Source organism: Streptomyces antibioticus (genome assembly GCF_002019855.1).
In the GTDB taxonomy this organism is placed as follows: Bacteria; Actinomycetota; Actinomycetes; order Streptomycetales; family Streptomycetaceae; genus Streptomyces; species Streptomyces antibioticus_B.
This window is the reverse complement of sequence record NZ_CM007717.1, coordinates 1,069,216-1,093,979: the sequence shown is the minus strand read 5'-3', so window position 1 is coordinate 1,093,979 and position 24,764 is coordinate 1,069,216. Positions and strand designations below refer to the sequence as shown.

The 24,764-nt window shown below is 69.6% G+C and carries 26 protein-coding genes; 6 read left to right on the top strand and 20 right to left on the bottom strand.

What is annotated here, in order from left to right:
- Nucleotides 1–24: 24 nt before the first annotated feature.
- Nucleotides 25–1,074, top strand: coding sequence for an MSCRAMM family protein (locus AFM16_RS04875; protein WP_078632567.1), 1,050 nt, complete (start codon nt 25–27; stop codon nt 1,072–1,074).
- Between the two features lie 144 nt (nt 1,075–1,218).
- Here the strand turns inward: AFM16_RS04875 and AFM16_RS04870 are convergent, their stop codons facing one another.
- The gene (locus AFM16_RS04870) at nt 1,219–2,934 is read right to left on the bottom strand and encodes a DUF4209 domain-containing protein (protein ID WP_078632566.1); all 1,716 of its coding nucleotides are present in this window, start codon (nt 2,932–2,934) and stop codon (nt 1,219–1,221) included.
- Nucleotides 2,935–3,182: 248 nt separating this feature from the next.
- Between AFM16_RS04870 and AFM16_RS04865 the strand changes: the two genes are divergently transcribed.
- The 3 genes from AFM16_RS04865 (at nt 3,183) to AFM16_RS04855 (ending at nt 4,807) form a co-directional block, all read left to right on the top strand.
- Nucleotides 3,183–3,551: an SPDY domain-containing protein gene (locus AFM16_RS04865; RefSeq protein ID WP_370628129.1), complete on the top strand. Its 369-nt coding sequence runs from the start codon at nt 3,183–3,185 to the stop codon at nt 3,549–3,551.
- A 164-nt stretch (nt 3,552–3,715) separates the two neighbouring features.
- The gene (locus AFM16_RS04860) at nt 3,716–4,012 is read left to right on the top strand and encodes a hypothetical protein (RefSeq protein ID WP_078636835.1); all 297 of its coding nucleotides are present in this window, start codon (nt 3,716–3,718) and stop codon (nt 4,010–4,012) included.
- Between the two features lie 15 nt (nt 4,013–4,027).
- Nucleotides 4,028–4,807, top strand: a complete 780-nt coding sequence (locus AFM16_RS04855; protein ID WP_078632565.1) for an SPDY domain-containing protein — start codon at nt 4,028–4,030, stop codon at nt 4,805–4,807.
- Nucleotides 4,808–5,129: 322 nt separating this feature from the next.
- On the opposite strand, the gene AFM16_RS04850 is transcribed toward AFM16_RS04855, so the two are convergent.
- From AFM16_RS04850 to AFM16_RS39845, 11 genes are all read right to left on the bottom strand, one after another.
- The gene (locus AFM16_RS04850) at nt 5,130–6,131 is read right to left on the bottom strand and encodes a DUF3800 domain-containing protein (protein WP_078632564.1); all 1,002 of its coding nucleotides are present in this window, start codon (nt 6,129–6,131) and stop codon (nt 5,130–5,132) included.
- 150 nt (nt 6,132–6,281) lie between these two features.
- Entirely contained in the window at nt 6,282–6,980 is a 699-nt protein-coding gene (locus AFM16_RS04845) for a hypothetical protein (RefSeq protein ID WP_143648318.1), read from the bottom strand.
- A 284-nt stretch (nt 6,981–7,264) separates the two neighbouring features.
- A complete protein-coding gene (locus tag AFM16_RS04840) occupies nt 7,265–7,939 on the bottom strand; it encodes a hypothetical protein (protein ID WP_078632562.1) in 675 nt (224 codons plus the stop codon).
- A 96-nt stretch (nt 7,940–8,035) separates the two neighbouring features.
- Complete coding sequence (locus tag AFM16_RS04835) at nt 8,036–8,302, bottom strand: hypothetical protein (protein ID WP_245177637.1); 267 nt, start codon at nt 8,300–8,302, stop codon at nt 8,036–8,038.
- 268 nt (nt 8,303–8,570) lie between these two features.
- Complete coding sequence (locus tag AFM16_RS04830; protein WP_078632561.1) at nt 8,571–10,283, bottom strand: relaxase/mobilization nuclease domain-containing protein; 1,713 nt, start codon at nt 10,281–10,283, stop codon at nt 8,571–8,573.
- 15 nt (nt 10,284–10,298) lie between these two features.
- Nucleotides 10,299–10,826 carry a plasmid mobilization protein gene (locus AFM16_RS04825; protein ID WP_245177635.1) on the bottom strand — a complete coding sequence of 176 codons (528 nt, stop codon included), beginning with the start codon at nt 10,824–10,826 and terminating at the stop codon, nt 10,299–10,301.
- Nucleotides 10,827–11,073: 247 nt separating this feature from the next.
- A complete protein-coding gene (locus AFM16_RS04820; protein WP_078632559.1) occupies nt 11,074–11,265 on the bottom strand; it encodes a hypothetical protein in 192 nt (63 codons plus the stop codon).
- Nucleotides 11,265–12,251 carry a DUF2637 domain-containing protein gene (locus tag AFM16_RS38990; RefSeq protein WP_143648315.1) on the bottom strand — a complete coding sequence of 329 codons (987 nt, stop codon included), beginning with the start codon at nt 12,249–12,251 and terminating at the stop codon, nt 11,265–11,267. Before AFM16_RS38990 ends, AFM16_RS04820 begins: the two co-directional genes overlap by 1 nt.
- Before the next feature lie 82 nt (nt 12,252–12,333).
- Entirely contained in the window at nt 12,334–12,981 is a 648-nt protein-coding gene (locus tag AFM16_RS04810) for a WhiB family transcriptional regulator (RefSeq protein WP_107419025.1), read from the bottom strand.
- Between the two features lie 113 nt (nt 12,982–13,094).
- Nucleotides 13,095–13,790, bottom strand: coding sequence for an ATP-binding protein (locus tag AFM16_RS04805; protein WP_078636833.1), 696 nt, complete (start codon nt 13,788–13,790; stop codon nt 13,095–13,097).
- A 56-nt stretch (nt 13,791–13,846) separates the two neighbouring features.
- Nucleotides 13,847–14,986, bottom strand: coding sequence for a hypothetical protein (locus AFM16_RS39845; protein WP_245177634.1), 1,140 nt, complete (start codon nt 14,984–14,986; stop codon nt 13,847–13,849).
- A gap of 1,036 nt (nt 14,987–16,022) precedes the next feature.
- Between AFM16_RS39845 and AFM16_RS04795 the strand changes: the two genes are divergently transcribed.
- A complete protein-coding gene (locus AFM16_RS04795; protein ID WP_078632558.1) occupies nt 16,023–17,369 on the top strand; it encodes a helix-turn-helix transcriptional regulator in 1,347 nt (448 codons plus the stop codon).
- Nucleotides 17,370–17,597: 228 nt separating this feature from the next.
- Nucleotides 17,598–18,023, top strand: a complete 426-nt coding sequence (locus AFM16_RS04790; RefSeq protein WP_167797152.1) for an acyl-CoA thioesterase — start codon at nt 17,598–17,600, stop codon at nt 18,021–18,023.
- Nucleotides 18,024–18,091: 68 nt separating this feature from the next.
- Here AFM16_RS04790 and AFM16_RS04785 read toward each other — a convergent pair whose 3' ends face one another.
- Genes AFM16_RS04785 through AFM16_RS04750 form a run of 8 tightly spaced genes read right to left on the bottom strand, consistent with a single transcriptional unit; the run spans nt 18,092 to nt 24,701 of the window.
- Nucleotides 18,092–18,886 (bottom strand): 3-deoxy-manno-octulosonate cytidylyltransferase, encoded by a 795-nt coding sequence (locus tag AFM16_RS04785; protein ID WP_078632556.1) that lies wholly within the window; start codon nt 18,884–18,886, stop codon nt 18,092–18,094.
- Nucleotides 18,887–18,890: 4 nt separating this feature from the next.
- Nucleotides 18,891–20,012, bottom strand: a complete 1,122-nt coding sequence (locus AFM16_RS04780) for an adenosylhomocysteinase (protein WP_078632555.1) — start codon at nt 20,010–20,012, stop codon at nt 18,891–18,893.
- Nucleotides 20,013–20,036: 24 nt separating this feature from the next.
- On the bottom strand, nt 20,037–21,038 hold the full coding sequence (locus tag AFM16_RS04775) for an NAD-dependent epimerase/dehydratase family protein (protein WP_245177633.1): 1,002 nt from the start codon (nt 21,036–21,038) through the stop codon (nt 20,037–20,039).
- Between the two features lie 32 nt (nt 21,039–21,070).
- On the bottom strand, nt 21,071–21,907 hold the full coding sequence (locus AFM16_RS04770) for a phosphotransferase (protein WP_053626860.1): 837 nt from the start codon (nt 21,905–21,907) through the stop codon (nt 21,071–21,073).
- Nucleotides 21,904–22,560 (bottom strand): histidine phosphatase family protein, encoded by a 657-nt coding sequence (locus AFM16_RS04765; protein WP_053626861.1) that lies wholly within the window; start codon nt 22,558–22,560, stop codon nt 21,904–21,906. The genes AFM16_RS04770 and AFM16_RS04765 overlap by 4 nt, the downstream gene beginning before the upstream one ends.
- The gene (locus AFM16_RS04760) at nt 22,557–23,315 is read right to left on the bottom strand and encodes a phosphotransferase (RefSeq protein ID WP_053626862.1); all 759 of its coding nucleotides are present in this window, start codon (nt 23,313–23,315) and stop codon (nt 22,557–22,559) included. The genes AFM16_RS04765 and AFM16_RS04760 overlap by 4 nt, the downstream gene beginning before the upstream one ends.
- Complete coding sequence (locus AFM16_RS04755; protein WP_053626863.1) at nt 23,312–24,157, bottom strand: class I SAM-dependent methyltransferase; 846 nt, start codon at nt 24,155–24,157, stop codon at nt 23,312–23,314. The genes AFM16_RS04760 and AFM16_RS04755 overlap by 4 nt, the downstream gene beginning before the upstream one ends.
- Before the next feature lie 31 nt (nt 24,158–24,188).
- Nucleotides 24,189–24,701, bottom strand: coding sequence for a P-loop NTPase family protein (locus AFM16_RS04750; protein ID WP_053626864.1), 513 nt, complete (start codon nt 24,699–24,701; stop codon nt 24,189–24,191).
- Between the last annotated feature and the right edge of the window lie 63 nt (nt 24,702–24,764).

Here is a 24,764-nt window from a genome sequence, read left to right as displayed (position 1 = left end):
CACGATCCCGCCCGGAGCACCCTGATGAAGCACCGCCCCCTCCTGTTCACCGCGCTCGCCCTGACCGCCACAGTCCTGGCCAGCCCGGCCACCACCGCCACCGCAGCACCCTCCCCGTCCGCCGAAGCCCCCAAGGTCCAGGGCGACCCGGCGCCGGCGGACAAGGCCGGACTACGCATCGTCAAGACGGACCCCGAAGGCCAGCCCGCCCCCGGAGCCGCATTCCAGCTGCTCGACTCCGCGGGCAAGACGCTCGCCGAGGGCAAGATCGGCTCCGACGGCAAACTCGCCTTCTCTGACCTCGCCTCCGGCGTCGTACGCCTCAAAGAGACCGCCTCCGGCAGCCCGCTGCTGGGCACAGTCCCCGACCAGAACGTCGTCGTTGCCCCCGGCGAGCCCAAGGTCCTGGCGATCACCGACCCGTACAAGTCCGCCGGCCTCACCCTCAAGGTCACCGACAAGGCCACAGGCAAGGGCCTGGCCGGAGCCATCGTCAACATCGCCCCGAAGGACGCCAAGGACGACAAGGGCGCCTTCACCCTCACCACCGGCCCGGACGGCACCGCCAAGGCCCCGCTCCCCGTCGGCAGGAAGACCGGCAGCGCCTACACCGCCACCGAGACCAAGGCCCCGGACGGCTACCGGCTGGAGACCACCCCGGTCGAGATCACGGCCAAGCCCGGTGCCGAGACCACCGTGGCCTTCACGAACGCGGCCACGACCAAGCCCACCGAAGAACCGACCGGGAAGCCGACGGCCAAGCCCACCGGCGACCCCACCGCCCAGCCCATGCCGACCAGCTCGTCCTCGACCGGCACCGGGGAACCGTCCGACGCCGTATCTCCCCCCAGCAGCACGGAGATAGGAACCGCCACCTCGACCCCCACCGCACCCGACGCCAAGCCCGAAGGCTCCCTCGCACACACCGGCGCCGACAGCACCAATGGATGGCTACTGGCAATCGGCGGCCTCCTCCTCGCCGCCGGAGGCGGCGCCGTCTACGCCGCACGCCGCCGCAAGAACGACGAGAGCGAAACCGGCACCGGCCAGCACCGCCGCACCGACGACAACTGACCTCACCACCACCGGCCCAGGGAACCAGACAGGTTCCCGGGGCCGACTGCGTTCTCGCCCCCGTGGCCGGTGGGTGCTGCCGGCAACGCCGCCGCCGGTTGGGCATCGCCAATCGGGTTACGGCTGCTTGTGCTTCGGGAGCGTTCAGCTGTCTGCGGCCGGGGAGCCAGAGTCAGCAGGGTCCTCCAGCGGCACGAAGAGCAAAGAGAGCGCGGCCTTGATCACCAGGGCAACTTGGTGGCGGGGTGGGGTGTCCACCAGGTCGTGGAGAACGTTATTGCGCAGGTTCAAGCCGTCGGTGGGGCCGCCAACGAGCGTCCGGAAGAATGTCGGCCAGGGCTCGGGGTATCCGGCCTTGTCCATGTCCGTGATGAGGGAACCGAGTTGGCTCACCTGGCCTGGCCGGTCGCCCTGGTGGTGCTGGATGAAGGAGACGTCGGCGGCCTGAATCCGGCGACGTAGCAGGCCCTCGACGCGAGGCAGGGCCAGGGTGATCGCGACGTCGTCCTCATGCTCCCAGAAGGCGCGCAGGGCTCGGGCCAGTCCTCGCATACGGCTGGCGGGAGCGTGCGGCGGGTTGGTGAGCTGGCCGAGAAGCTGGTCCTCGGTAGGGGCGAACCGCTCGTGGAGCTGGTCGAGCTGGGCCTCGATGAGGACACCGTGGATGCCCAGGGAGAATACGAGGGCATCGATCCGGCTGGTTCCTGCGGCGGCGCCCTCCTCCGAGAACGCGGTGACCACCGGGCCGTTCAAGTTCAGGTGTGCCGTCGGCAGGCGAAGCAGCCCGTGCTGCTCGGCGTCGATCGGGTCGGCCAAGACGGGGACTGCGGTGGCGATGGTCCGCAGAGCTTCAGAAAGGTCGGCAGCGGAGTCGACGGCCGCTCGGGCGGCGTCGACCAGCGCCGTTGGGAATTGGAGCGGTGTGATCATTCGGGTCAGGCACAGGTCCTCGGGACGGAGCTTCTGCTGGGTACGACGGATCTCGTCCAAGGCATCGGTCAGTCCGTGGTCGCGTGCGAATGCGGCGGCCTCTTCGAGCCGCATCAGCTTGGGGAGCCCGTCGAGCTGCTCGGCGTGGTCGGTGTAGGCGGCGAGGATCCGCTGGTCGATCTGCTGCTGGTCGGTAGGGTCGGCCTCGATGCGGCGCATCATCTGCAGGGATCCGATGCGGCTATGGGAGTCCGCGCGGAAGCGGTCGACGGCACGCTCCAGCACGGGGCGGATCAGCTGGTGAAGGTTCTTGTCCGCCAAGAGGGGCTCGATCGCAGCGTGGACGATGCCTGGGGAGGGCTCCGGCCAGTCGAGGGCAGTGGCGGCGAGCCCGACCATCTCGGTGGCGATATCCGCCAGCTGCGGCTGCCGCAGCCTGACGGCCAGATCGTGCGCGGCCAGCAGGGCATCGACCGCCTTGCACCGAGCACTGACGGCGCGGTCCCCTGTGTCGGCCAGGAGCACGGGGACGGCCTCGCGGTAGCCAGCGATGGCCGCTGACACGTGGTCGAACGGACGGCTTCCGTGTCGGGCCTCCCACAGCAGGTGGTGCAGGCGGGCGCGCACCATCGGATGGCCAGCCGCGTCCGCGTACACGACCCAGACAGCACGGACTTCGGGAGGAAGCTGGTTCGCCGCGGTCGGCCAAGGCTCAGGCCCCGGGCCCCGGTAGGAGCCCTTCAGTGCACCGTCAGGCTGGTGGAAGAAGAGCATCGCCGCGCACAGCGCATGCAGGTGGTCCAGCTCGGCCTCGGTGCGCCCCTCCTCGCCGACGGCAGCCGCCAGAGCGGTGACCATCTCCTGGTAGGAGGTGAACGGGTTGCTCGCGCTGTCCAACTTCTTCAGGACTGTTGCCTGTACCTGCGTCACATTGCCCGATCCTCCCCTAAATCTCCCTGCGTGTCAGCGGCCCTTACTCCTTCGGCTGGGCAGGGGCATCCTTCAGGGCTCGACGGCCGAGGTGAGCCGTGTCCGAGACCGGACACGTGCACCGCCCTAAGGTCGAGTTCGCCGATGGCAGACAGGAAAGAGCCTGCAAGGGCTGGTGCAACGTTGCAGTGCATGTCAACCTAGACGACCTTCCCCAGGATCTCGAATATCCGCAGGTCAGAGAGGTGATGCTTGTGACGGTGGAGCTGTCGAATGCTGGTTTTCGCACCACGATCGAGAAGTTGCGACTGCATAGCTGGCTTCTGGGGCCCGGCCAGCCGACCGAGGTCATCGACTGTTTCCCCGAGGCGAACGGCGACTTCACCCTCATCGTCGACGACCGGGCCGACACCCATATCTCTTCGGCCGACGGCAGGCTCTACCTCGGCTGGTTTCCCGAAGGCCGGCCCGGAGCCGAGGATGAAGGCTGGGTTCTGGCCGTCACCGGCACTGCGAAGGTTCCCGGCTACCGCGTCGTCTTCGATCCGCAGACCCCGGCACGGCTCGTGGCCGCTACCGTTTCCGAGGTGCTCGCCACCGCTCGCGGACAGCACTGACCATGCGGCCGCCTTGCGGCCGGGGCCGTCGCCTCCCGTCCTCCAGCGGCTCGCCCGTCTTCCCGTAGTCCATCCCCGCAGACCGCGCGGCGCATTCCTATCCCACACAGCGCTTTCAACCCGTGAGGAGAACCGTGGCCCCCCAGCCCGAGCCCGGCGCCGAGATGACCGTCGCCGACCTGATCCGACACCTGTCCGAGGTAGACCCCTCCGCCCGGGTCCGGCTCGCGATCAACCCCTTCTTTCCCATGGCCCACAAGATGGGCGCCGTGACCACGGACACGGACCAGGACGGGCGACCGATCGTCTATCTCGCCGAGGACGCGGAGGCAGTGCAGTACGGGTACCTCCCCAGGCCGGTCGCCGAGGCCCTTACCTGGATGCCGCCGGTCGAGCCGCCTGCACGGGGACGGCGGCTACGCGCCGTTTCCGACGACGATACGAGCCGCGACACCCCCTGACGACAAGGAGAACTTCTGCCCCCGTCCCCTGATTTCCCTTCCCTTCCCGCGTACTGGGTCACCCCGCGCCATCTCGCCGGTGACGACGGCCTCCTTGCCGACCAAGTCGGCTCCCACCTCGCTGCTGCTGGCTGGACCAGCCTCACCCTCGTCCGAGGCCGGCGTGAACCCGGGGAATCCGAAGACGCCCGGCAGGTTCTTCGCAGCACCGTCCTGTACATCGCTCCGGACGCACTGAGCTGGGCGCAGTGGGTGCTGGCCGACGAGCCCATCCTTCTGGGCGATCGGCCGGTGGCATGGACGGTTTCTGCCCGCGCCACCCCCGCCAGCCTTCCCCAGTGGAGTGCGTACTTCTCCGTCGGCACCCCGTCCGAGGCTGTCACCGACTTCCTGCTCGCCCTGGAGGACCGCCCGGATCCCGCCCACGGCTACGCCGGACCGCAGGCGGTGCTCGACGCGCTGGCGGGTGGCGGCTGGGTCCGCGATGTCGACACCCCCACCGCCATGTCCGACCCGCGGCTGGCTGCCAGCATGGCCTTCACGACGTTGCCGGACGAGGGCATCCAGGACGGCGACCCGCTCGTCCTCGATCCTGAGGCAGAAGCGGCGGGATGGCAGGCATGGTGCGAACCGCGGATGGGCGCCGGGCTTCTGTGGGCCGCCATGTTCTCCGCGAGCACGCCGCATGATCTCGTTGCGGCCTTCGCCGGCTCTCTGGCCTCGCCTGCACCGGTGCTGCGCCACACCTTGCCGGAGAGCAGCAAGGGCCAGCTCACTGTGCAACCGACTTTCTGATATGCCGTCGGCCGGACCCTTTTGGGTCTGGCCGTCGGCCTTTTGCGCCTCGGTACGGTCATCGATCGATGTGCGACTCCAGTTTCCCCAGACCTGCTCACCTTGCCCCTCGGGGGCTTGTGACCTGGGCTGATATGCATGAGGCGGGTCCGCCCGAGGTTGGGGACCGCCTCGGTCGGTCAAGGGCGTCCTTCGGGCGTCGCACGCGGAGGATCGACGCGGTGTCGATCGTCTCGTAGTGGGCGCGCTGCGCCTGTCCCGGCTGGCCCGCCTGTGCGGTCCGGACGCGGGCGGGGTGCTGACGGTACTCGCGCGCGCAGGGTCAGGTGGTCGCGCTGGGCGGCCAGATTCCGCCGACGAGCCACGGCCGAGCCGCGGCCTCCAGGTCCCTCGAGAACTGGTCACCGCCAGCGCCGGCCAGGTGCTGCGCCCACTGTCGGGTGGCGCCTGCTGCCCAGTCCGCTACCTGCAGCTGGGGGTGCGTGGTGCTGTCGGCGAACTGGATCTCCAGGGCGGGCATTTGCTGGTTGAACTTCCCGGGGCGCGCCGGGTCCGGGAACATGTGGATGGTGCGCAGCAGCGCTGCGTTGTGGCTGATCACCTTGGAGTCGTCGTGCACGAGCCGGAAGTGTCGGCCCAGAGATGAGCCGAACGCGATGGTCAGGGTGTACAGGGACGGGACCGCTGGGTCGAGGGCGTCCTTGAGTCGGCCTGCGGCGACGTCCGCAGCCGTCTCGTCGGCCACGCCTCGGCAGTGTTCCAGGAGCTCCACCCACTCTACGAAGTCGTCATGCTGCACGGTGGTCTTGAACGAGGCGACGGCCGCGAACAGGTCGTCGGTGGTGGCCTTCTGCCTGATCCAGTGGACGAATGACTGCAGCAGTCGGTCGTAGGCCATGGGGTCGCCGAAGACGGGGCCGCAGGTGTGGAGCATGTCCGCCAGGCCCAGTGACTCCTTGCCCTCGTAGAGGTTGACGCCATCGGCGTGCGCGAGAGGTTCCACCAACAGGTCGACCAGCTTCGTCATGATCATGAACCGCTTGTTCACTACGTAGGTGCGCACGCTGCCCTCGGGGAGCTGGCCGAAGGCGTGGGCCAGCGCTTTCCTGCCGCGTGACGACTTGGCGAGGGAGGTGTACTTCGGCTCGGCCAGGTTCGGTGGGAGCTGGGTTCGCAACTCGTCCACGATGTGCGCCGCGAGCTCGTCAGGAAGCTGAACTCCCGCAAGGGTGAACACCGGCTGAGCGGGGTCGAGGAGGTTCTGGCCGGAGTTCGCCGACTCGTCGACGTAGACGGCAGGCGCGAGGGGGAAGGCAGCAGTCATCCCGTAAGCATGCGGGGGCCAGCTGCAAGACCACCACCGGATTCATACCGCGCGGGCCAGGCCCCAGGTCCCTCAAATACACGGCGTGAGGGGGGCAGCGTTGCGGTCAGGCGGGCCGCTTCGTGACCGCGATCACGCGTGGTTCCATGGCTACCCAGGTCTCGTACGGCAGGGGTTCGGGCGGCGGCCAGGTGAACTGGCCGGAATGCACCGGCCATAGTGGCTGCGAGCGCAGCGTGCGGCCGAGCCGGCCGACCTCGTGGGCGGGCGGCAGCGCGACCGAGACGATCTGGACAGCGAAACAGCCGACGCGCAGCTTGACATGGTAGCCGCGGTGGCGGGTGAAGAAGCGGCGGAGACCAGGTCGCCCCAGATGTGGCTCTCGTCGTCGCCGGGCGGTTCGACGAGGAAGGCGTTGGCCCTCATGCGCCGCATGGACAGCTTCTTGTGCTCGTACAGGTGCTTGTAGTCGGACTTTGGTATGGGGTGCGGCTCGCAGCGGTAGGAGGCGCGCAGCATCATCATCGCGGTCTTCAAGGACCAGGTGGCGAGGGCGGTCTGTTCGGTGGGGCCGAGGGCGATTTGATCGCCGCGGGTCAGCTGCATGAGGAAGGGTTTGGCCGATGCTTCAAGGTTGGACATCCAGCCGTTGTTGCAGGTGCCGCAGACGCACTTGACGGTCGCGGTGGCGAACTTGTCGGGCACCACGATCATCCGGCCGTCCTTATACACGTTGCGCGTGCCGTTCGACTCGGTGAACGCCTTCGGCGCCTCGCGGGCCATCCAGGCAGGCAGGACGTGTTCCCTGCTTCCTGCCTTCTCCCCGCAAAAGACGCATTCCTTCGCCACGCTTGCCCCCCTGTTGGTGTACGCGCCGTTTATGGCCGTGTCCCCCGTCACGAGGGTGGCGGGGGACACGGGGGGCGTCAAACCGGTTCTTGGCGGTCGTCGCCGAGGAGGCGGGTGCAGGCGCCAAGCGCCGTGGTCCGGGCGTGGATGTACTCGCGGTGACGGCTTGCTCGTCGGTGCCTCGGATGCGGAGGGTGACGCTTCCGGAGGCCGGGTTTGCCCGACGCCCCGCCCGGCCTAAGCGCTTTGCGTGTGTCGGGCGGGGAGACAGGCCAAACGGAGGTTCAGCGGGCTGTTGCCTTGGCCAGGGCGGTCTGCGCGTGGACCGTGACTTCCGCCGGGTTGCCGGAGACGACCAGGAGTACGGCCCCGTCGCGAATCACGGTCTGCTGGACGATGGTGCGGCGCCCGCTGGCGGTGACGGTGAGGATCTGCGCCCATTGCTCGTCACCGAGACGTGGCACCGGCATCGTCTGGGTGCGGATCTCCGCCACGGTGGTGGCGGTGACCAGCTGGTACGACGGGCAGGTGCCCATCGCGGTCATGATCCGCCCGACCCTCGCGGACAGGTTCTTGGGCGGTGCGGAGTACAGCTCCTCGGTCAGTTGGGTGCCGCCGGGGCCGGTGAAGACCCGCTTCCCCTGGTTCGGGAACATCGCGTACGGGTTGTCCGCGTCCCTGCCCAGCTGTTCCAGCTGCGGGCAGCCCTCGACGGACGCCTCGGGCGAACCCGTGGTTGCGGCGGGGCGGGCGGTGTAGCCGGGGCCGAGATCGTTGGCGGTGAGCAGCCGGTCCGCCAGCCGCTCCGACGGCAGCACTCCGTGGTCACCGCCGGTAGGTACGGGCGTCTCCGCCTGCGCCCCGGCGAGCGCGCTGTCGGAGGGTGGGGCGGAACAGCCGGTCAGGGCCCAGAGGGCGAGGCAGGTGCTGGTGAGGATGGCGGAATGGCGCAGGCGCATACGGGTTCCCTGGGTCGGATGCGAGTGGGCTGACCGTGGCCGCCTCCTCCGAGCGGCAGGGCAGGAATACAGGGGGTCCAGGGGCGCGGTGCCGGATCAGTGGTCGAGGGAGCGCAGGCCCTCCTCGAGCGTGCCGAACTTGCCGTTGCTCGGTCCGCTGTTGCGGTTGTACCAGGCCACGTCCAGGCGGGGCTCCAGGGTCTCGTGTCCGTCGCGGCAGCGCAGCCAGATCCGGCCCTGGGTGCACAGAATCACCCAGTCCCGGTACGCCTTGCACTGCGGGCAGGCGCGGACCTCACCGTCGACGACCAGGGGGCGCCGCCACGGCATGAACCGGCCGGCCAGCTCGTCGTCGGTGTCCATCCGGAAGTCCGGCGGCAGGAAGTCGTCTACTACCGGAGCGGACGGAGCGGACGCGGGCGCCGGCGGGGCAGGCTTGGGCCATTGCGGCTCCGGGTACGCCAGCCACGGGACACCCGCCGGCCCCATCTTTCCAGGCTCCTGCTTCGCCTTCCTGCGACCGAACACTTGGGCTCCCCTCCCAGAGTTGGCTCCCCGCACACGGCGGCGGGTCATGAAGCGTGCCCCACCGCCCCGATCTGCGACAACTCACGAATCCCTGAAAGCCCGGTTACCTCCGGCGGCGCTGCGGGCCCTTCTCGGCCGGGTTCCCGGCCTTCCGCCCGGCGGGGTCCGACGGGACGGAGCCGCCGTCGGGCATCGGCGCCGCCTGGCCGTCGGCTGGCAGGTCCGCGGCGCGGCGCAGCCGCCACACCAGCACATCCGACACCGACTCGGCGCTCGCCAGCTCCCGGCGGGCAGCCGCATCGGCCAGCAGGGCGGTGGCGTCGTACCCGGCCGCCTCGGCATCAGCCAGGGTCGCCGCCAGCGCCGCCCACCCGGCTTCCGCCAGGACCTGCTCCGCCAACGCCGACGGCAGCGCTTCCCGGACCCGCAGGACCTGACGGCGCAGCACCGGAAGCGCCAGCGACCGGCCCCGCACGGCCAGCACACCCATCGGCTGCGCGGCGGCAGCCCGGTACGCCGTCCGCAGGTGCTCGGCGGCCAGCTGGGCGGCAGCGGCCTGCTGCGCGTGTGCCTTCTTCCCGTGCCAGTGCGCGGCCACGGTCACCAGGAAGAACACGGCGTCGATCACCATCGCGGTCGTCGCCCCGTCCTCCCCCCGCCCGAGCGCAGGACCGCTGTAGACGAGGTCGCGGGCAGCCTGACGAAGGGCCCGGTCGTGACCGCGTTCGGCCCGCACGTGCGAGCGGGAGGCCCGCTCGAACACGAAAGCGGCTTCTCGTAGTTCGCGCCGGGTGTGGGCGGCGGACGTCTTCGCGAGCGCGTCCAGGACCTCACCGGCAGCCGCGATGTACGCCGCGGCCACCCCGTCGTCGGCCCCGTCCATGAACAGCACCGCCTGCCACAGCGCCGTACTCGCCCGGCGCCGCGCCGATGCGGGCCCCGACGGCACCGTCTGCTCGGCGGCCCGGCTGCCCGTCCGGCGGCCGGACCAGCGTTCCCGGATCCGCGGCAGGGACAGGTCCGGGCCCAGCTTCGAGCCCGGGTAGAAGACCGGTTCTCCTTGGGCGTTGACGTCTCCGGGCAGCGCGACCGTGTACCCCAGGAGGTCACCGGACGGTGCGACGCGCGTGCGCACCAGAACCCCGGCGGCGCCCAGGCGGTCGAAGAACTCCTTCTCGCTTTCGGCGCCGGCCACGGCCCGCCGGACGGTCTCGCGCAGTTCCTCGCGGGCGGTGCGCTCACGGCCCTGGCGGGCGGCCTTGTGGCGTTCGGCGCTGGTGGGCCGCTTGGCGGCGGTGCCGTCACCGGGGTTGAGGCGGCGAAGCCCCAGCTCCTGCTCCAGGCGGCGGGCTTCGGCCTGGACGCGGACGGCGTCGAAGTCGAGGTCCGGCCGGTAGCCGTCCTCACGGACCAAGGTGGCCAGGATGTGGATGTGGTCGTCGGCGTGCCGGACGGCGACCCAGCGGCAGCCCGCGCCTTGCTCGGGGTCGTCGATGCCGGCGGCGGCGACCATGCGGCGGGCAACGTCGCCCCACTCCTGGTCGGACAGGATCCGGTCGGTGGGGCCGTTGCGGACGGACAGGTGCCACACGTGCTTCTTCGGGCGCTCGTTTTCGTCGAGCAGGGCCAGGGGCTGGTCGAGGAGCTGCTGCAGCTGCTTGTACGTGGCCTCGGAGTCGCGGCCGGGGTCGGGGGCGGCGTGGTCCCAGGACGCCACCAGGTGCGGGTCGACGTGCTCTTCGGCCTTGCCGGGTCCGTACAGGTAGTACAGCAGGCCGATGGTGCGCGTCCCGCGCTTGTGGATCTTGGGGACCATGACGGTTGGGTGTTCCTAGCGGAGTTCGAGGAGTCGGTCGGTGGCGGCCTGGACCCGGTCGGTGGCCCGGCGAACGGCGGTCAGCACCGCGTCGAGGTGGGCGTCCGCCGGCCGGTCGCCGGAGTTGATGGCCCTGGCCACCTGGTTGAGGTTGTTGCCGACGTGGCCGAGATGCCGTCGGGCGGCGAACATCTCCGAGATCAGCTCACGTTCGCCCGCGATGGCCCCGGCGGCATGGTCGGGGTCGCGGGCGGCGGCGAGGGCGCTGCGGGCAAGGAACGCGGGCAGGCTTGTGCGGGCTGCTGCGGCAGCTGTGGCGAGGTGATGCTTCTCGTCGTCGTTGAGGCGGACGCTGCACACGTAGCTGCGCTTGTCGGTGGCGGACTTCGGCGAGCGCTTGCGGGAGGCGTTCTTCGTGGCGCGGCGTTTGCGTCGCGGTGCGGGCTTCTCCTCCGGCTGCGATCCGCCCTCGGTCGCTGCCTCGTGGACCGGTGCCCCCTGGCTCCGGTCCGCTCCCGCCACGTCTGGGGCGGGTTTGGCCAAGACGCGCTTCCCCGACGGGGAAGAGCGTCTTGACCGATAACTTGCTCCTCCTGGGTACGAGTTGGTGCCGGGCGAACGGTGGTCACGGTCGGCGGATACGGCCTGTTTGACGGGCTGGTCCTGCTCCGCTTCGGGCGGGTTCTCGGCTGAGGTCATGGGCGTTTCGGCTCCTTCCGGGAGGCCAGGTGCGGGAACGGGGCGGCGGCCCGGGTGCTGGTCCGGGCCGCCGTACGGGCTGGGGTGCTGCTCACCCGCACAGGGGGCAGCGCGTGTAATGGCGGGTCAGGGCCTTGGCCATGTTCTGCTTCACAGCCAAGGCGTGCCGCGTGCTCGACTTCGAGGCGGTACTGCCCGAGTGACGGGCGGCGTGGTTGCGCAGGAACGTGATGTCGCGTTCGTATCCGGCCTTCAGGTCGGTGAATCGGTCGCACGTCTTCATCAGCGGGTGGCTCCTTCGGAGGATGTGGAGGCGGTGGCGGCCCGAAGCGCGGTCAGGACGGGACCGATGTGCTCGTTGCCGAGGGGGATTCCGCGGGCGCGCATGATGCCCCGCAGCTGGGTCCTGGTGATCTGCGCGTTCCCCTCGGCCGCCAGGACTGCGGGGACGTCCGGGAGGACCAGCTCGACGACCTCGGCCTCGGACAGGCGACGCGGTCCGGTCCGGCGGTTCGACCGTCCGGCATGCACCTTCGCCCGGACGGTCTGGGGGCGAACCGGGGCGGTCCGAGTTGGACGCGGTCCGGGTTTCGGTCCGGGGCGGGGCGGTCCGGTGGGGGTGTCGGTCGGGTCCGGGTTGGGTCCGGTCCGGGTTTTCGTGCGGTCCTGTGGTCCGGCGGTCCGGCTTGGGTCCGGGTCCGGTCCGGGTTTCGGTCCGGGGCGGGGCGGTCCGGTCGGGGTGTCGGTCGGGTCCGGGTTGGGTCCGGTCCGGGTTTCCGTGCGGTCCTGTGGTCCGGCGGTCCCGCTCGGGTCCGGGTCGGTCCGGGTTTCGGTCCGGCTGTTCCGGATGGGCCTGGCGACGCGCTGCTGGATTTGCCTCATCAGGACTCCGAAGGCCAGCATCGCCCCGGTCGGTGGGACCGCTGCGACCAGGTAGTCCAGGAGCGGAACCGGACCGGTCGTGGTGCCGTTCACGCCGGCCACGTTCAGGGCGATCGAGCCGAGTGACCCGACAGCCGTCAGTCCGACCGCCCACCAGTCCGTCACCCGGTGAAGTCCGGCCCGCAGCATGAGCAGCTCGCCGGCCACGATGAACATGTCCAGCGTGGCGGGCCAGGCCCACTGCCGGATGGGCGAGCGGTCCAGGCCGTGTCGCCCTGCGACTTCGGCGAGGTGGGCGTAGGAGAGCCAGAATCCGGCGCCGGTCAGGACGATGATCACTGTCCCGGCAGCGATCAGGGCGTATCGGTCGGCGGTCTCCTCGGTCAAGGGCTCCCTTTCTCCGGGCTCGCTGGGTGATGTGGTCTGCGTCCGCCGGTGGTGGGGCGGGCGGGAGGTAGCGCCGGGCAGTTCAGGCCGCCTTCTTCAGGGCGTTGATCAGTTCTTGCGTCTGGGCCTGGCGGGGCACCTGGCAGAACGTTTCCTCGGGGGCGGTTTCGCTGCTGACTTCCTCGCCCTGGTCCTGGGTGCCGGCTTCTTCGCTGTCCGCCGCCGGGACCTTCCAGTACCGGTCGCGGTCGGCCACCGCGTGGCGGGCCTCGCGCAGGAGGTCGCGGGCGTGGTCGAGGTCGATGCGGAGGGCGTAAGCCAGGCGTGGGGCGCTCCAGCCGCGGAGGTAGGCGGCGCGGGTGACGACGTCGCGCTCGGACGCGGTGAGGTGGACGTCCCGGCCCATGAGCGCGGCGCGGACCCGGGCGTAGTCGAGTCGCTTGGCGACCTTGGCGTGCCACGGCTTGCGCTCCGCCTCCGTGAGGCCGCCCCACATGCCCCAGCGGATGTCGTTGTCCAGGGCGTGCGTGAAGCAGTCCTGGCGTACGGGGCAGGCGCCGCAGAGCGACTTGGCCTCGGCGATGCCGGCGTGGGCGCGCGGTGCGGAGAAGAACAGGCGGTCGGCCTCGTCGGGGGCCAGATCGTGGCACCTCCCGCGGGCGTGCCACGAGATGTCGGCAATGCCGCGCAGTTCCGGCACGGGCTGGTTGTTGGTGGTGATGTGGCGCATGGGACTGGGTCTCCAGGGCATGCCGGGCGGCGGCGAGCGGGTGCGGCACGCGGCGGCGGATGCCGGCGGACCGGCTCGCGGGCCGGGCGGTGGAAGGTGGTGGGCGCGGCGGGTCAGGCGGCGCGGAAGCGGCGGTCGGGGCCGTCGAGGTGGACCGGTGTGCACATGCCGGACAGGCGGCTCAGCACGCGGTCGCCGACCTTGTCCCGCAGCACCGGCTGGCCGGCAGCCATCCCCGGCATGCGGACCGGCGGCAGGTTCGAGGTGACGATCGTCGGCAGCTGGTTCTGCGCCCGCCAGTTGAGCAGGCGGTAGGTGATCTCCTCGGTCCACTCGCTGCTCTTGGCGGCGCCGAGGTCGTCGAGGAGCAGCAGCGGTATCCGCACGATCCGCCGCAGCAGGTACTCGGGATCGCTGCCGCTGCGGGCCCGCATCTCGCCGTACAGGTCGGCGGCGGTCGTGGCGTGCCAGCGCACCCCGCACCCGGACGCGGTCAGGGCGCGGATCGCGGCGTACGCCTGGTGCGTCTTGCCGGCGCCGGTCGAGCCCCACAGCAGCAAGCTGCGGCCGTGGGTGATCTCCCGCTGCCCGGGCGTCCCCCAGTGCGGGATCAGCGGGCTCGCTGCGTGGCCGACGGCGCTGCCGGCGATGCTGCGGACCCACTCGGCTACGGCGGGGTGCTCGACCTGGGCCTCGCGGTAGTCACGCGGGATTCGCAACTGAGCGGCCTCAAGAGAGGGGATCGCTTCCGGGGTGTCCGCGACGGGGGCGGTAGGGTCGATGCCGCGCTCGGCGAGCTTGCGCCGCATCCAGGCCAACGAAGCGTTGTCCGCAGTGGTCTGAGGGTCGGCGAGGCTGGTGCGGTTCACAGGGCGACTCCGAAGGTGCCAGTCGGCTCAGTGGGGTTGAGGTACGGCGTGTAAGCGGGGGAGGCGCTGGCCCAGAGCCCCGCGCCGGAGGCGGAGGACAGGCTCGAGCTCGACGACAGCGCTGGCCCGGCGTTGAGGAGCTCGTTGACCAGGCTCGGCAGGACGCTGGGGTTCAGCCCCTTGGCGCGTAGCCGCTCCAGCGCCGGCCTCAGGACGTCGGGGCCGTAGCCCTCGTCCAGCAGCGAGCGGATCTCCTTGCCCAGGTGCCCGAGGACCTTCTTCGGCGGACGCCCTCCGGGGCAGCCGCGCAGATACTCGGCCATCAAGACCTTCGCCGACCACTCGCTCGCGTCGGCCGCCTCCAGCGCTGTCTCCGGGGAGGAGCCGAGCGCGGGCGCCTCGCGCCCCCTACGGGAAGATCCAGGATCCAAGATCCTAGATCCAGACCGTGAACCCTCAGTGAATGTGGCGCCCGTCACGTCATCCGCTTGGGCTGCACTGCCCTGACCTGCGGATTCCCTTGCAGGGCTCGCGAGGGGCGGACACAGGGGCGATGTGGCCTCGATCTCACCCTCCTGGGTGAGAGTGGTGCGCGTCACGGTGAGGGTGGATGCGGGCGAATCTGACGGAACGGTTCGCGTGAGTGCTCCGTGAGTGGTCGCGGAGTCGCCTCCACCGACGGCGCCGACGGACGCCTCGCGGGCTTCGGGGGGCGGCTGTCGGAGGCTGGCCGCCGTATGGGTCTGGGTGTGGCACTGGGGGCGGTCGCACTCGCCGCAAGCCTTCGCCGCCTCGTGGGTCGGGCAGCGGGGCAGCCGCGAGTCTGAAGCGCGGTTGATCTTCTGGTGCCGGTCCCAGGTCACGATGTGCAGCCAGGACTTGCCGTCGCAGCCGGTGTACCGGCACACCAGGCCGGCCCCGGCCAGCTGCTCCAAGTCGCGGGCGACGTGCGCGGGGGTGTGCTCCGGGCGCAGCGCCCACAGCCGCCCCGCGATCACGGCCGGATGGTCGCGGAACCGGCCGGAGTCGTCCGCCTGTGTCAGCAGCCCGAAGAACGTGAGCACCGCGGTGACATCGACGGCGGCAAGGTCCTCGGATTCGAAAGCCTCGGGCTTGATGGTGCGAATGCGTGCCATCAGACCTCACCTCCGCGCCAGAGGCTCGAAATGGGCGGGTGAGCGGTGTCCGCTGCACAGTCCGCGGCGGCGGCCCGAGGGTCCGGCCTTTCGCGCAGGGGCGTGCCCACGCAAAACTCTCCCTGAGTGATGCCGCAGCCGGTTGTGCCCCGTTGGAAGGGCCGGCGCGGTGATGACGGGTCTCTCCGGCCGTTGCCTCGGCTGGAGATAGGACTCTTCGCGTCCGGCGCCCGGGAGTTGCCTCTCCCGGGCGCCGATTGCTTTTACGGGCTAGCTGCTCGGTGCGCCCTGCATGCGTTCCTTTCGCCGGTCACCGGGTTGCCTCCCGGTGGGGGACGACGAACATACGCAGACGTCCGCACAAGATCCAGACCTGGCTCTACAGGCCGTGAAAAGATGTACACGCCAAGCATTTTGCTGCCGTACCAGCACGTGTAGATGTGAGCCGCTGTTCGGTGGCGCCACCCATGCGCACTCCGGGCACCGCAATAAAGATCTTCAAAAGAGCCCCCACGTTCATGAACCGGCAGGCTGTCGCTCTGTACCGGCTGGTCAGGTTTGGATTTAAGCCCGCAGGCAAAGGCTTCGTCAACGGCATCTCAAGGGCGAATCCACGCGCGTAGATGGATGTGTGGGATATGTGGAGGTCGCGTGGGGGTCCTGGTAACGTCCTTTATTTTCAAGGGGGTTGGATATCGGCAGCCAGCTTGCTTTGGTGATCGTCTGCGGCATGAATGATCATTCACCGCCTTGCAAGAAAAACCGGCAAGGATTTGCCGCTTTCCTGATCATGGAAAACCGCAGGTGAGAGAATGTCCGGATTCGTCATGGGAGGCGGCCGGGCGTCGGCAGGCATGGTTGCGCGTTTAACCAACTGCCCTGTGGTCGAGGCCACAAATTACTGGTCGGTACTACTTAGGCGTATCGTCTTTGTGGGAGACACCAGGCCGGGGGGCCGGCATTCACGCTGCCCCCCGTTTTTCATGCCCTCAGGCGGGTGCCTCCCGTGTAAAACACGGAGACAAGGAAGAGCCTCATGGTTGCTCAGGGGATAGTCCCCTTCGGCGATGACCACGCCGAGAACAAGGGCGCACACGGCGGAGAAATCGCCGGTCAGTTCATGGGGTTCGGTGGCTGGCTGAAGCGATGGCGCCAAGCGGCGGGGATCACCCAGGCCCCGGTGGCCAGGGCCCTCGGTATGGGGGTGCGGACCTACCGCAACGTGGAGAAGGGGGCCGTTCCGCCCCGGTTCACCAAGCCCCAGTGCGAGGCGCTCGCGGATCTGCTCGGGCTCGACAAGAGCGAGCGCCACGCCCTGCTGCTCTACAACATCGGCACCACGCTCGACGGTGACCCGCAGATCGACGCCAGTCCGGAGCTGCGCCGGGCACTTCGCCTTCTGATCGACAGGCAGATGCCCTCGCCTACGTACCTGACGGACCGTAACTGGAACATCTTGGCGTTCAACGCGGCGATGGCCGAGTGGTGGCCCTGGGTCATGGAGCCGCGCGCCAACCTCATGCGCTGGGCCCTGACGAACCCCGAGGCCCGCACCCAGTACCACGACTGGGACATGCATGCCGCGGCCTACATCCGTTTGTTGAAGTTCGCCCAGGCCACCCACAAGGACAACGTCGAGCTCGTCGACCTGATCGCCGAGGTTCGCCAGAACCCAGACGTCGAGCGGATCTGGCGCAACGAGGCAGATCTGGAGGCCGACAGGGACGGCCATGTCTTCCGGATGATCATCCCCGCCCTAGGCTGGGAGACCGTCGAAGTCGTCTCCCACGTCCTGTACCCGGCGTCGATGCCCCACTGCCGGTTCGTGGTGATCACCTGGGTCGAGGCCGAATCCTCCGATGACGAGACCGACGCCCTGGGAGGCAAGCGCAACGCCTGGGCCCACGCTGAGCCCAGCGCGCTCACTCCGCAGCCCCCTGCCCAGGCCGAAGCCGATGCCGCCCGCCGTCGCGCGGCCCGAGCGCTCACCGCCCGCCTCGTCGTCGACAGCGCCGACGAGGCTGCAGCACTCGCCGGCCCCGGCGGCGTCCCGCTCCCAGCACTCAGCGCGCTGGCCGGGCCGGAGTGCCGACTCACCCTGTCGCCCGAGAACCACTCCGTGGTTTGGGCCATCCAGGAAGTCCCCGGGGAGTGGGGCATCACGCAGCTGGGGGCCGGTGCCGTCGTCGACCGCATCCACTCGCCGATCGTCGACCCCCAGGCCCGAGCGGAGCTGAAGCTACTCCTGCGCGCCTCGCTGCCGGACTCCGACCAGGCGGCCATCAGTCGGCTCCATGGGCAACTGCCCCAGGTTGACCTCCGGGCCGCCCTCCTTCGCGAGATCTTCAACGACCTCCAAGAGGGCGAGCGCCCGCCCCGCTAGCTGGTGTGGCTGGCCCGTTGGCCACGAAAAGCAACTTAATGTCACGACTGGTGCCGTCTCCGTGTGGGGTCCAGGGGTTGGGGCGTGGCCGTTCGGGCGGCAGAGAACGTCCGGACGGCCGATCCCCGCAGTCCCTGGGCCTTTGTTGATGGAGGGTGCGCCAGTCAGTCCTCGGATCGGCCGGGCGCCTCGAAGGTACGGAAGATCCCACAGCTCTCAGGAGTCACTGTGTCCCGACACATCTACGACTGCCCCGTTCGCTGGTCGGACCTCGACGCGAACGGGCACCTCAACAGCTCCCGCTACGGCGTCCTCCTGGAAGAGACCCGCATGCGCATGTTCAGCATGCTGGTCCCCCAGGACCCCGCCGAGCGCCTGGCCCGCAACTTCCTCCTGCGCGAGCAGACCATCCGCTACCAGCACCCACTGGAGACCTGGGAGACCCCGGTCCGGATCGAAGCCTGGGTGACCGACGTCCGGCGCGTCTCCCTCACCTTCCACTTCGAGGTCAAGGACGGCAAGCACGTCTACGCCACCGCGACCTCCGTCGTGGCCGGCTACGACTCCATCCGGGGTGGCATCCGCCGCTTCGAGCAGAACGAGCTCGACGTGTTCAACAGCTACGCCGACACTACCCAGGCTGGCGATAAGTGACCGGCACGGCCACACCTCGAATTGATCTTCTTGGCGTCAGCGGGCGGGAACCGGAACCCAGCCAAACACTACTGGCGCGGCCCCCGAGTCCGGCGACGAAGCAGCGCATGTGCCATGGAGAGGTCCTCCGGAGTGTCGACGGCTAGACCATCGTCTGTTACGGCGAGCATCCGTACGCCGTGGCCGTGGCCGTGTTCGACGAGGCGCAGCATCTCCACGCTTTCGGCTCGCTCCAACGGGCCCTGGGGGAGCTGCCGGAACAAGCTGAGAGCCGTTCTTGTGAAGCCGTAGAGCCCGAGTTGCCGCAGGTACCTCGGACGGTCACCGCGCGGGTAGGGGATCGGTTGGCGGGAGAACATGAGGGCGTTGCCCTCGGCACCGACGACGACCTTGACGACATTGTGGTCCAGTACCGCGCAGGCGTCGTCCAGCTCCGTGTACGCGTTCACGGCGAGCGTTCCAGGGGGCAGGCGTGCGAGGGCCTCGGAGACGGCGTCGATCGCTGTGGGGGAGACGAACGGCTCGTCGCCCTGGACGTTGATGTAGGCGTCGGCGGGCAGGCGTTCCGCGCACTCCGCGACGCGGTCGGTACCAGTGAGGTGGTTCGCGGTGCGCATGCAGTCGATTCCCAGTTCGCGGCACACCTCCTCGATGCGCTTGTCGTCGGTTGCGACCACCGCGCTGTGAAGGCCTCTCGCCTCTACGCAGCGCTGGTGGACGTGCCACAGGAGCGGCTTGTTCCCGAGCTGCGCCAGGGGCTTTCCCGGAAACCGGGTGGATCCCCAGCGGCACGGGATGACAGCTATGTGGCGGCGGCGTGTGGTGCTCAGTGGTGGCGCGGAAGTGCTGGAGGATGGAGGCACGTTGTCACCTGTCGAAGTGGTCGAACCAGACCCTTGCGATGGCCTGGCGGTCGGGCGTCGGCATCTCGTGTAGACCGGGGTGGAAGCGGTCCTGGCTGAGAGCCGCGGTGGCGGCGAGTACCTCGGCCTGAACGAGGTGGATGTAGGCGCCGACTGCCGCGCCGTGCACGAAGTTGACGGCGCCACCATCGGCCAGGACGTAGAAGTAGTGGCCCGTGATCTCGTACCGCGTCAGATGCTCGCCGACCGGGGTTCGCTGGTAGAGCCCATGGAGGCTGCCGAGTTCGAGTTCGTCCTCCGAGGACGTCACCGAGGCGAGGTACGCCCCGTTGCGCAGCGCGGTGAAGTCGCCTTGGCGGAGGGCCAGGTTGCCGGTGGCGCACAGGACGAGTTCCGCGTCCTGGAGTGCCTCGACAGTTGACGTGCTCGTGCGGAAGCCCTGGGAATGCGCCTGCACTCTCCTGACTGGATCGGTGTCGTACACGGTGACGCGGGCGTCCTGCGCGCGTAGCGTCTGAGCGATGGCCCGGCCGACCTTGCCGAACCCGATCACACAGGCGTTCCGGCTGGTCAGAACGTCGCCGCGAGCGCGTACCAGGGCGTCGGTCGAGAAGACGATGGACCGGCCCACGAGGTGGTCCTCGCAGTCCTTCAGCGGGGAGCGGGCCACCGAGACGACGGGGCAGGGCAGGTGGTCGAGTGCTGCGTACCTCTGGTGTCCGTTCTCAGTGTCCTCAACGACGCCGAGGATGCGGCCGGAGAACTTCTCCACCAGGGTGTCAAGGCATGGTGCGAAGTAGCCCCCGATGTCCACCAGGATTACGCTCCTGCCGCCGGCTGTGTTCTCCAGGTACTCCAACGCGCTGGTCGGGTCGGTGAACTGCTCTCGACTCAGGTCATGGACCGTGAAGTCACATCGGACCGTCTTCAGCGTCGGCTGGTCGATGGACCTTGGCTTGGGCAGGACAGCGCCGACCGTGGAGATCGCCGCCATCGCGCGGAGGAACGCCGGCCGCTCGGAGAGCAGGTGCGTGATGATCAGCGTGGTGACGTTCTCGCCGGCGGGGAAGCGTGTCGTGACCTGCCGGAAGAAGGCGTCCAGGCGCGCTTTCTCAGGACTCTCCACTGCGATGCCTCCTGGTCCTGCCCGTCATGCCGCGCGGCCGTATGCGGCGGACTCGGCGGCCAGCGCCTGCATGTGGGCCCGCATGCCGTTGTGAATGTCGACCTGGGGCTGCCAGCCCAGGACCTCATGGGCACGGCCGGGGTTGGCGCGGGTGGTGAGGACGTCGCCGCTGCGCGGGTTCTCCTGGTGAACTTGGATTTCGCGACCGGCAAGGCTGTTCGCGATGTTGATCACGTCGAGCAGGGAGGCGCTCGAACCGCCTCCCACATTGATCACTCCACTGGCCGTCGGGAGGGTGCCTGCGGCGATGGTGGCCGCCACCGCGTCGTCGATGTACGTGAAGTCCCGCCGCTGGTGACCGTCCCCGTACAGGCGCAGCGGTTGGCCGGTCAGGGCGGCCGTGAGGGCGCGGTGCGTGAACATGTCGGGGCGCTGCCGGGGGCCGTACACGGTGAAGTACCGCAGGGCGACGACGCTGGTGGGACAGTGAGCCTGGGTGGAGTGCGCGAGGCAGAGTTGCTCCTCGGCGAGCTTCGTGACCGCGTACGGGGACGCCGGCTGGGGCCGGTCGGTCTCCACGCTCGCACCGCCGTCGGTGGGGCCGTAGACGCTGGAGGAGGAGGCCGCCACGAGCCGGGGAACGCCCATGCGGGTGACGGCGTCCATGACGCGGTGGGTCGCGAGGACGTTGGAGGCGACGTACTCGCCGAACCTCGGTCCCCATGAGGGACGCACCCCGGGGATCCCCGCCAGGTGGAATACCGCGTTCGCGTCGACGAGAAGCGGATCGATCGCGCAACTGAGGAGGTCGGCGGTGACGTGCATGTACCCCGGAAGCCCCCGCAGGACGGAGAGGTTGGCTGCGGCCGTGCGGTCGGTGGCCGGGTCGCGCCGGTCGACGCCGATGACGACGGCGCCGGCCTGGACGAGGGCGTGCGCGAGGTGGGAGCCGATGAAGCCGGCGGCGCCGGTCACCACAGCCCGACGGGGGACAGCGGCGGTCGGGTGGGACAAGTGCTGTGACACGGGGTTCTCCAGGAATCCAGGGACGGGGTGGCTTAGGTAAGACGGGCCAGAACCGTCCGGCCGTGGGTGCTGAGGGAGAGGTCGTTCTGCTCATGTCCGCGGACCAGGGAGGTGACGGCCTCGATCGCTCCGAAGGACTCGAGTAGCCGCTGTTCGGTGTCGTTCAGCGGCTTTCCGTATCCGGTGAAGAACGCCGTCCGCAGGTGGGGTGCCGCCTGCCAGCGGCGGAACTCCAGCCGGGCGAAGTCGCGGATGCGGGCGTCGCGGCGCATGTGCTCGAAGTCGCACAGTCCGAAGGAGTCGCCGAGGAGCCAGTTCCGCGGCTGATAGTCGAGGTGGCACACCGCGCTGTCCATGAGCGTGTTCGCCAGGACATCCGCGTTGTGGCTCAGTCGCTCGCGTTCGAGCGCGGAGATGAGGCCTGCCCGGTCCGCGCGAGCGGTCCAGTCACCCAGCCGCCGGGCGAGGTCCGTGCCGACAGCACCCGAGCGCGGTACAGAAGTGGCGTGGTGCAGATTGCCCAGCACGCGCCCGGCCTCGTAGTGGGCACGCTCCTCATCAGGCGATCCTGGTGGGAGGGCATCCGCCCGTACGCCGGGGACAGCGGTGAAGAGCAGGGTGCACGTCCTGTCCTGGCGGCCCACCACGTGGGGCACGTGGCCGGTCAGCCGGGATCCCCAGGTGAGATAGGCGTGCAGTTCCCGGACGTACCGGTCGCGTTCGCTGTGCTGCTTGGCGAAGAACTCGTTGCCGTCGGCGTCGACCAGACGCAGGACGCGATGCGGGAGCGTCGGCTCGTGCACGATCCGGACTGCCCCGAGCGCGCCCCGGGCCAGGTTCAGGCGCGGGTCGTCGAACTGTGTGATCACGCGGCCGCCCCCCGCGCTAAGGCGGCCAGGTGCTTGGTGTCGTTGTGGCGGTCGAGCATCCACCGCCTCTGTCCGAGCCGGTTGAGGTGGTGCTGCCAGCGGGTGATGGACCCGTGGGAGACCGTGAATCCGGCTGGGGAACCGAGAGGGATTCCCAGGAGCAGGGTGTGCGCGACGATCACTGTCTCGCCGTGCGCGGCAACCAGGACGCGCTCGCCCTCGTGCTGGTCGATGAATTCCTGCAGGAAGCGGCTGGCCCGCTCCAGGTAGCCGTTCCACGTGTCGGATCCAGCAGCCCAGGGCCTGTCCGGGTGGGCATGTGGCCCACCGTCGGCAGCGTCCTTCACCTCGGCCCAGGGCATGCCGTCAGCGGCCCCGTGGGCCGGGCCGTCGAGACGATCGTCGGCGGACACGGGGATGCGAAGGGCCTGGCTGATGATCTCGCCGGTCTGGCGCAGGCGGATGCGCGGGCCGGCGTACAGAGCGTCGAACGGCTTGTCGCGATGCTCGGCGGTGAGGCGGAGCGCGACTTGCTCGACCTGCGCGTATCCGCGGTCGGTCAGCCCGGTGCAGGTGCGCGGGCCTCCGACCAGGCCGTCGAGGTTGCACTGGGCCTCTCCGTGACGGACGAAGACGAGTTCGGTGATGATCACGCGGAACCTCGGAGGTAGGGGCGGGGCCAGCTGTAGCGGTAGCCGTTGCGCCCGACGTAAGGAGCGGTCAGTACGGAGTGCAGGGCGAGGAAGTCGTCGAGTCGCTCCCGGTCCGTGGTGCCGAGCCGGGTGGCGTGGCGTTCGGCGGCCTCGTTGTAGGCGAGGAGGGCGGCGTCGATGGCTGGGGCCGGGAGAGGCCCGTATGTCAGGCTCAGCGTCACGATCAGCTTCGCCAGGTCGTAACCCATCGGGGCGAGCGTGAGGTCGTCGGTGTCTACGGTGTAGATGCCGCCGGCCTCGGTGACGATGAAGTTCCGGGGATTGCTGTCTTTGTAGAAGGCAGTTGGCCCCTCGGCGGTCTTCTCCAGCAGCCCGAGCATCGTCTGGAGGGCTGCCCGGTCCGGCAGGTGGCCCTGCTCGAGTCTTCTCCGCAGGGCCGTCTCGCGGGGACCGATGTAGTCGTCGAATGCGGTGCCGTCGCGGAATCGGTGTGGGGTGTTCAGCGCGGCCGGTCGGAGGTCGCTGGTCCAGGCGGCTCCATGGGCGTCGCCCAGCAGCGCGGCGAGGGACGGCAGGTCCTCGGGCCGGGCCGGGCGCCCGTCGATCCGCTCGTACGTCAGGCTGGTCGGCCCGACCACCGACAAACCCGGCAGGCGCAACGGCCGTACGTGCTCGGCGAGCCACGCGTGGTGGCGGGCTGCCGAGGCCACCGAGCCAGGCGTCTCGTAGTGCTTGGTGAAATAGCGGATCCTCACTGCTGTCCTCCCCGCGCCTGGGCCACGACGAAGGTCACGAGGGACTTGGTGGTGAGAGGCCGGTCCGGCAGAACCTCGTGCAGGGTCGCCGCGAGGGCGCCCGCATTGCCGTACAAGCCGGGGGCCAGGTTGTACTTCGGGTTGGTGGCCAGGTACTCGGCCAGGTGGTCATGGCCGTCGAAGGTGAAGCTGTGCTCCTCGTGCTCCACGACGAGCACATCGAGCGACACAGCAACTACGTCGGCGAGGTTGCCGCTGTGCACCGAGATGTACAGGCTTTCGTGCTGCTCGGCTCGCCGGTCGAGGCCGGCGGCAGCGACCAGCTGGTCCATCTCTCGGTAGCTGTCGAGCCCCTTCGTGACGAGTACGGCCAGACCGCCGGGAGCGAGCGCCCGGTCGATCTCCGCGACAACCGCCTGCGGGCGCGGTGAGTGGTACAGGCAGAAGGCGGCGACGACGATGTCGGACGACCCGGCCGGCACGGGGAGACGGTGGAAATCCCCCTGCATAAAGCTCACTGGGAGGCCGGGTAGCCGCTGGGCGCGCTGGCGGGCGTGCTCGATCAGGGCCGGCGCGGCGTCGAGGCCGACGACGCGCCGGGGCCCGAGTGCCTGGGCGAAGGCCAGGCTGCTCGTGCCGCGACCGCAGCCCAGGTCCAGTACCAGGCCGAGACCGTCCGGTCGCTCGTGGTGGTTGCGCACCAACCCGACGATCGTGTCCGGTACGGGCCTCCCGGAGGTTTTCGCCCGCATCAGGGCATTGGACCGGCCGGCCAGTCGAGAGGCGTGCCCGTACAACTCCGTCTGCCGCCCGGGGTCCAGGAAGGGGTTGGTGCCGCTCATGCCGCGCCCTCCACTCGGGGGCGTGCAATGCTCAGCGGTGCTCGGCGGCGACCTCCCGCAGCCAGCGGCGCGTCTGCCGCCGGTTGGACAGCAGCACCACGTCGGCACGGCCCGAGGCGAACTCCTCGATCTTGGCCATCACGCGCGGGCGCATCTTGCGGCGGTACGTCGCCACGTACTTGATCACACCCCAGTGGATGCGGTTGTGCACGCCGTTGCCCTTGTGCCCGGCCCCGTGCCGGATCTGCCGGGAGAGGATCCCGTACAGCGCGGCCATGGTCGAGACGTCCATCAGGACCACCGTGTCGCAGGCTTCGAGCCGGATCTGCAGGGTCGAGTTGTAGTTCCCGTCGATCACCCACCTCGGCTGCGCGACCAGCTCCCGCTGCAGGGCGGTGAACTTCTCCGTCGGCAGCTCGTTCCACTCGTCGTCGTAGTACGCGGCGTCCAGGTGGGTGACCGGGGCGTCGAGGATCCTGGCCAGCTCGCGTGCCAGGTACGACTTGCCGCTGCCCCCGCAGCCGACGATGGCGACCTTCTTCATGGTGCTCCAGCGTAGAGGTGCGCGGGTGCTCGGTCGCACCCGCCGTTCGAACTGGTTCGGCGA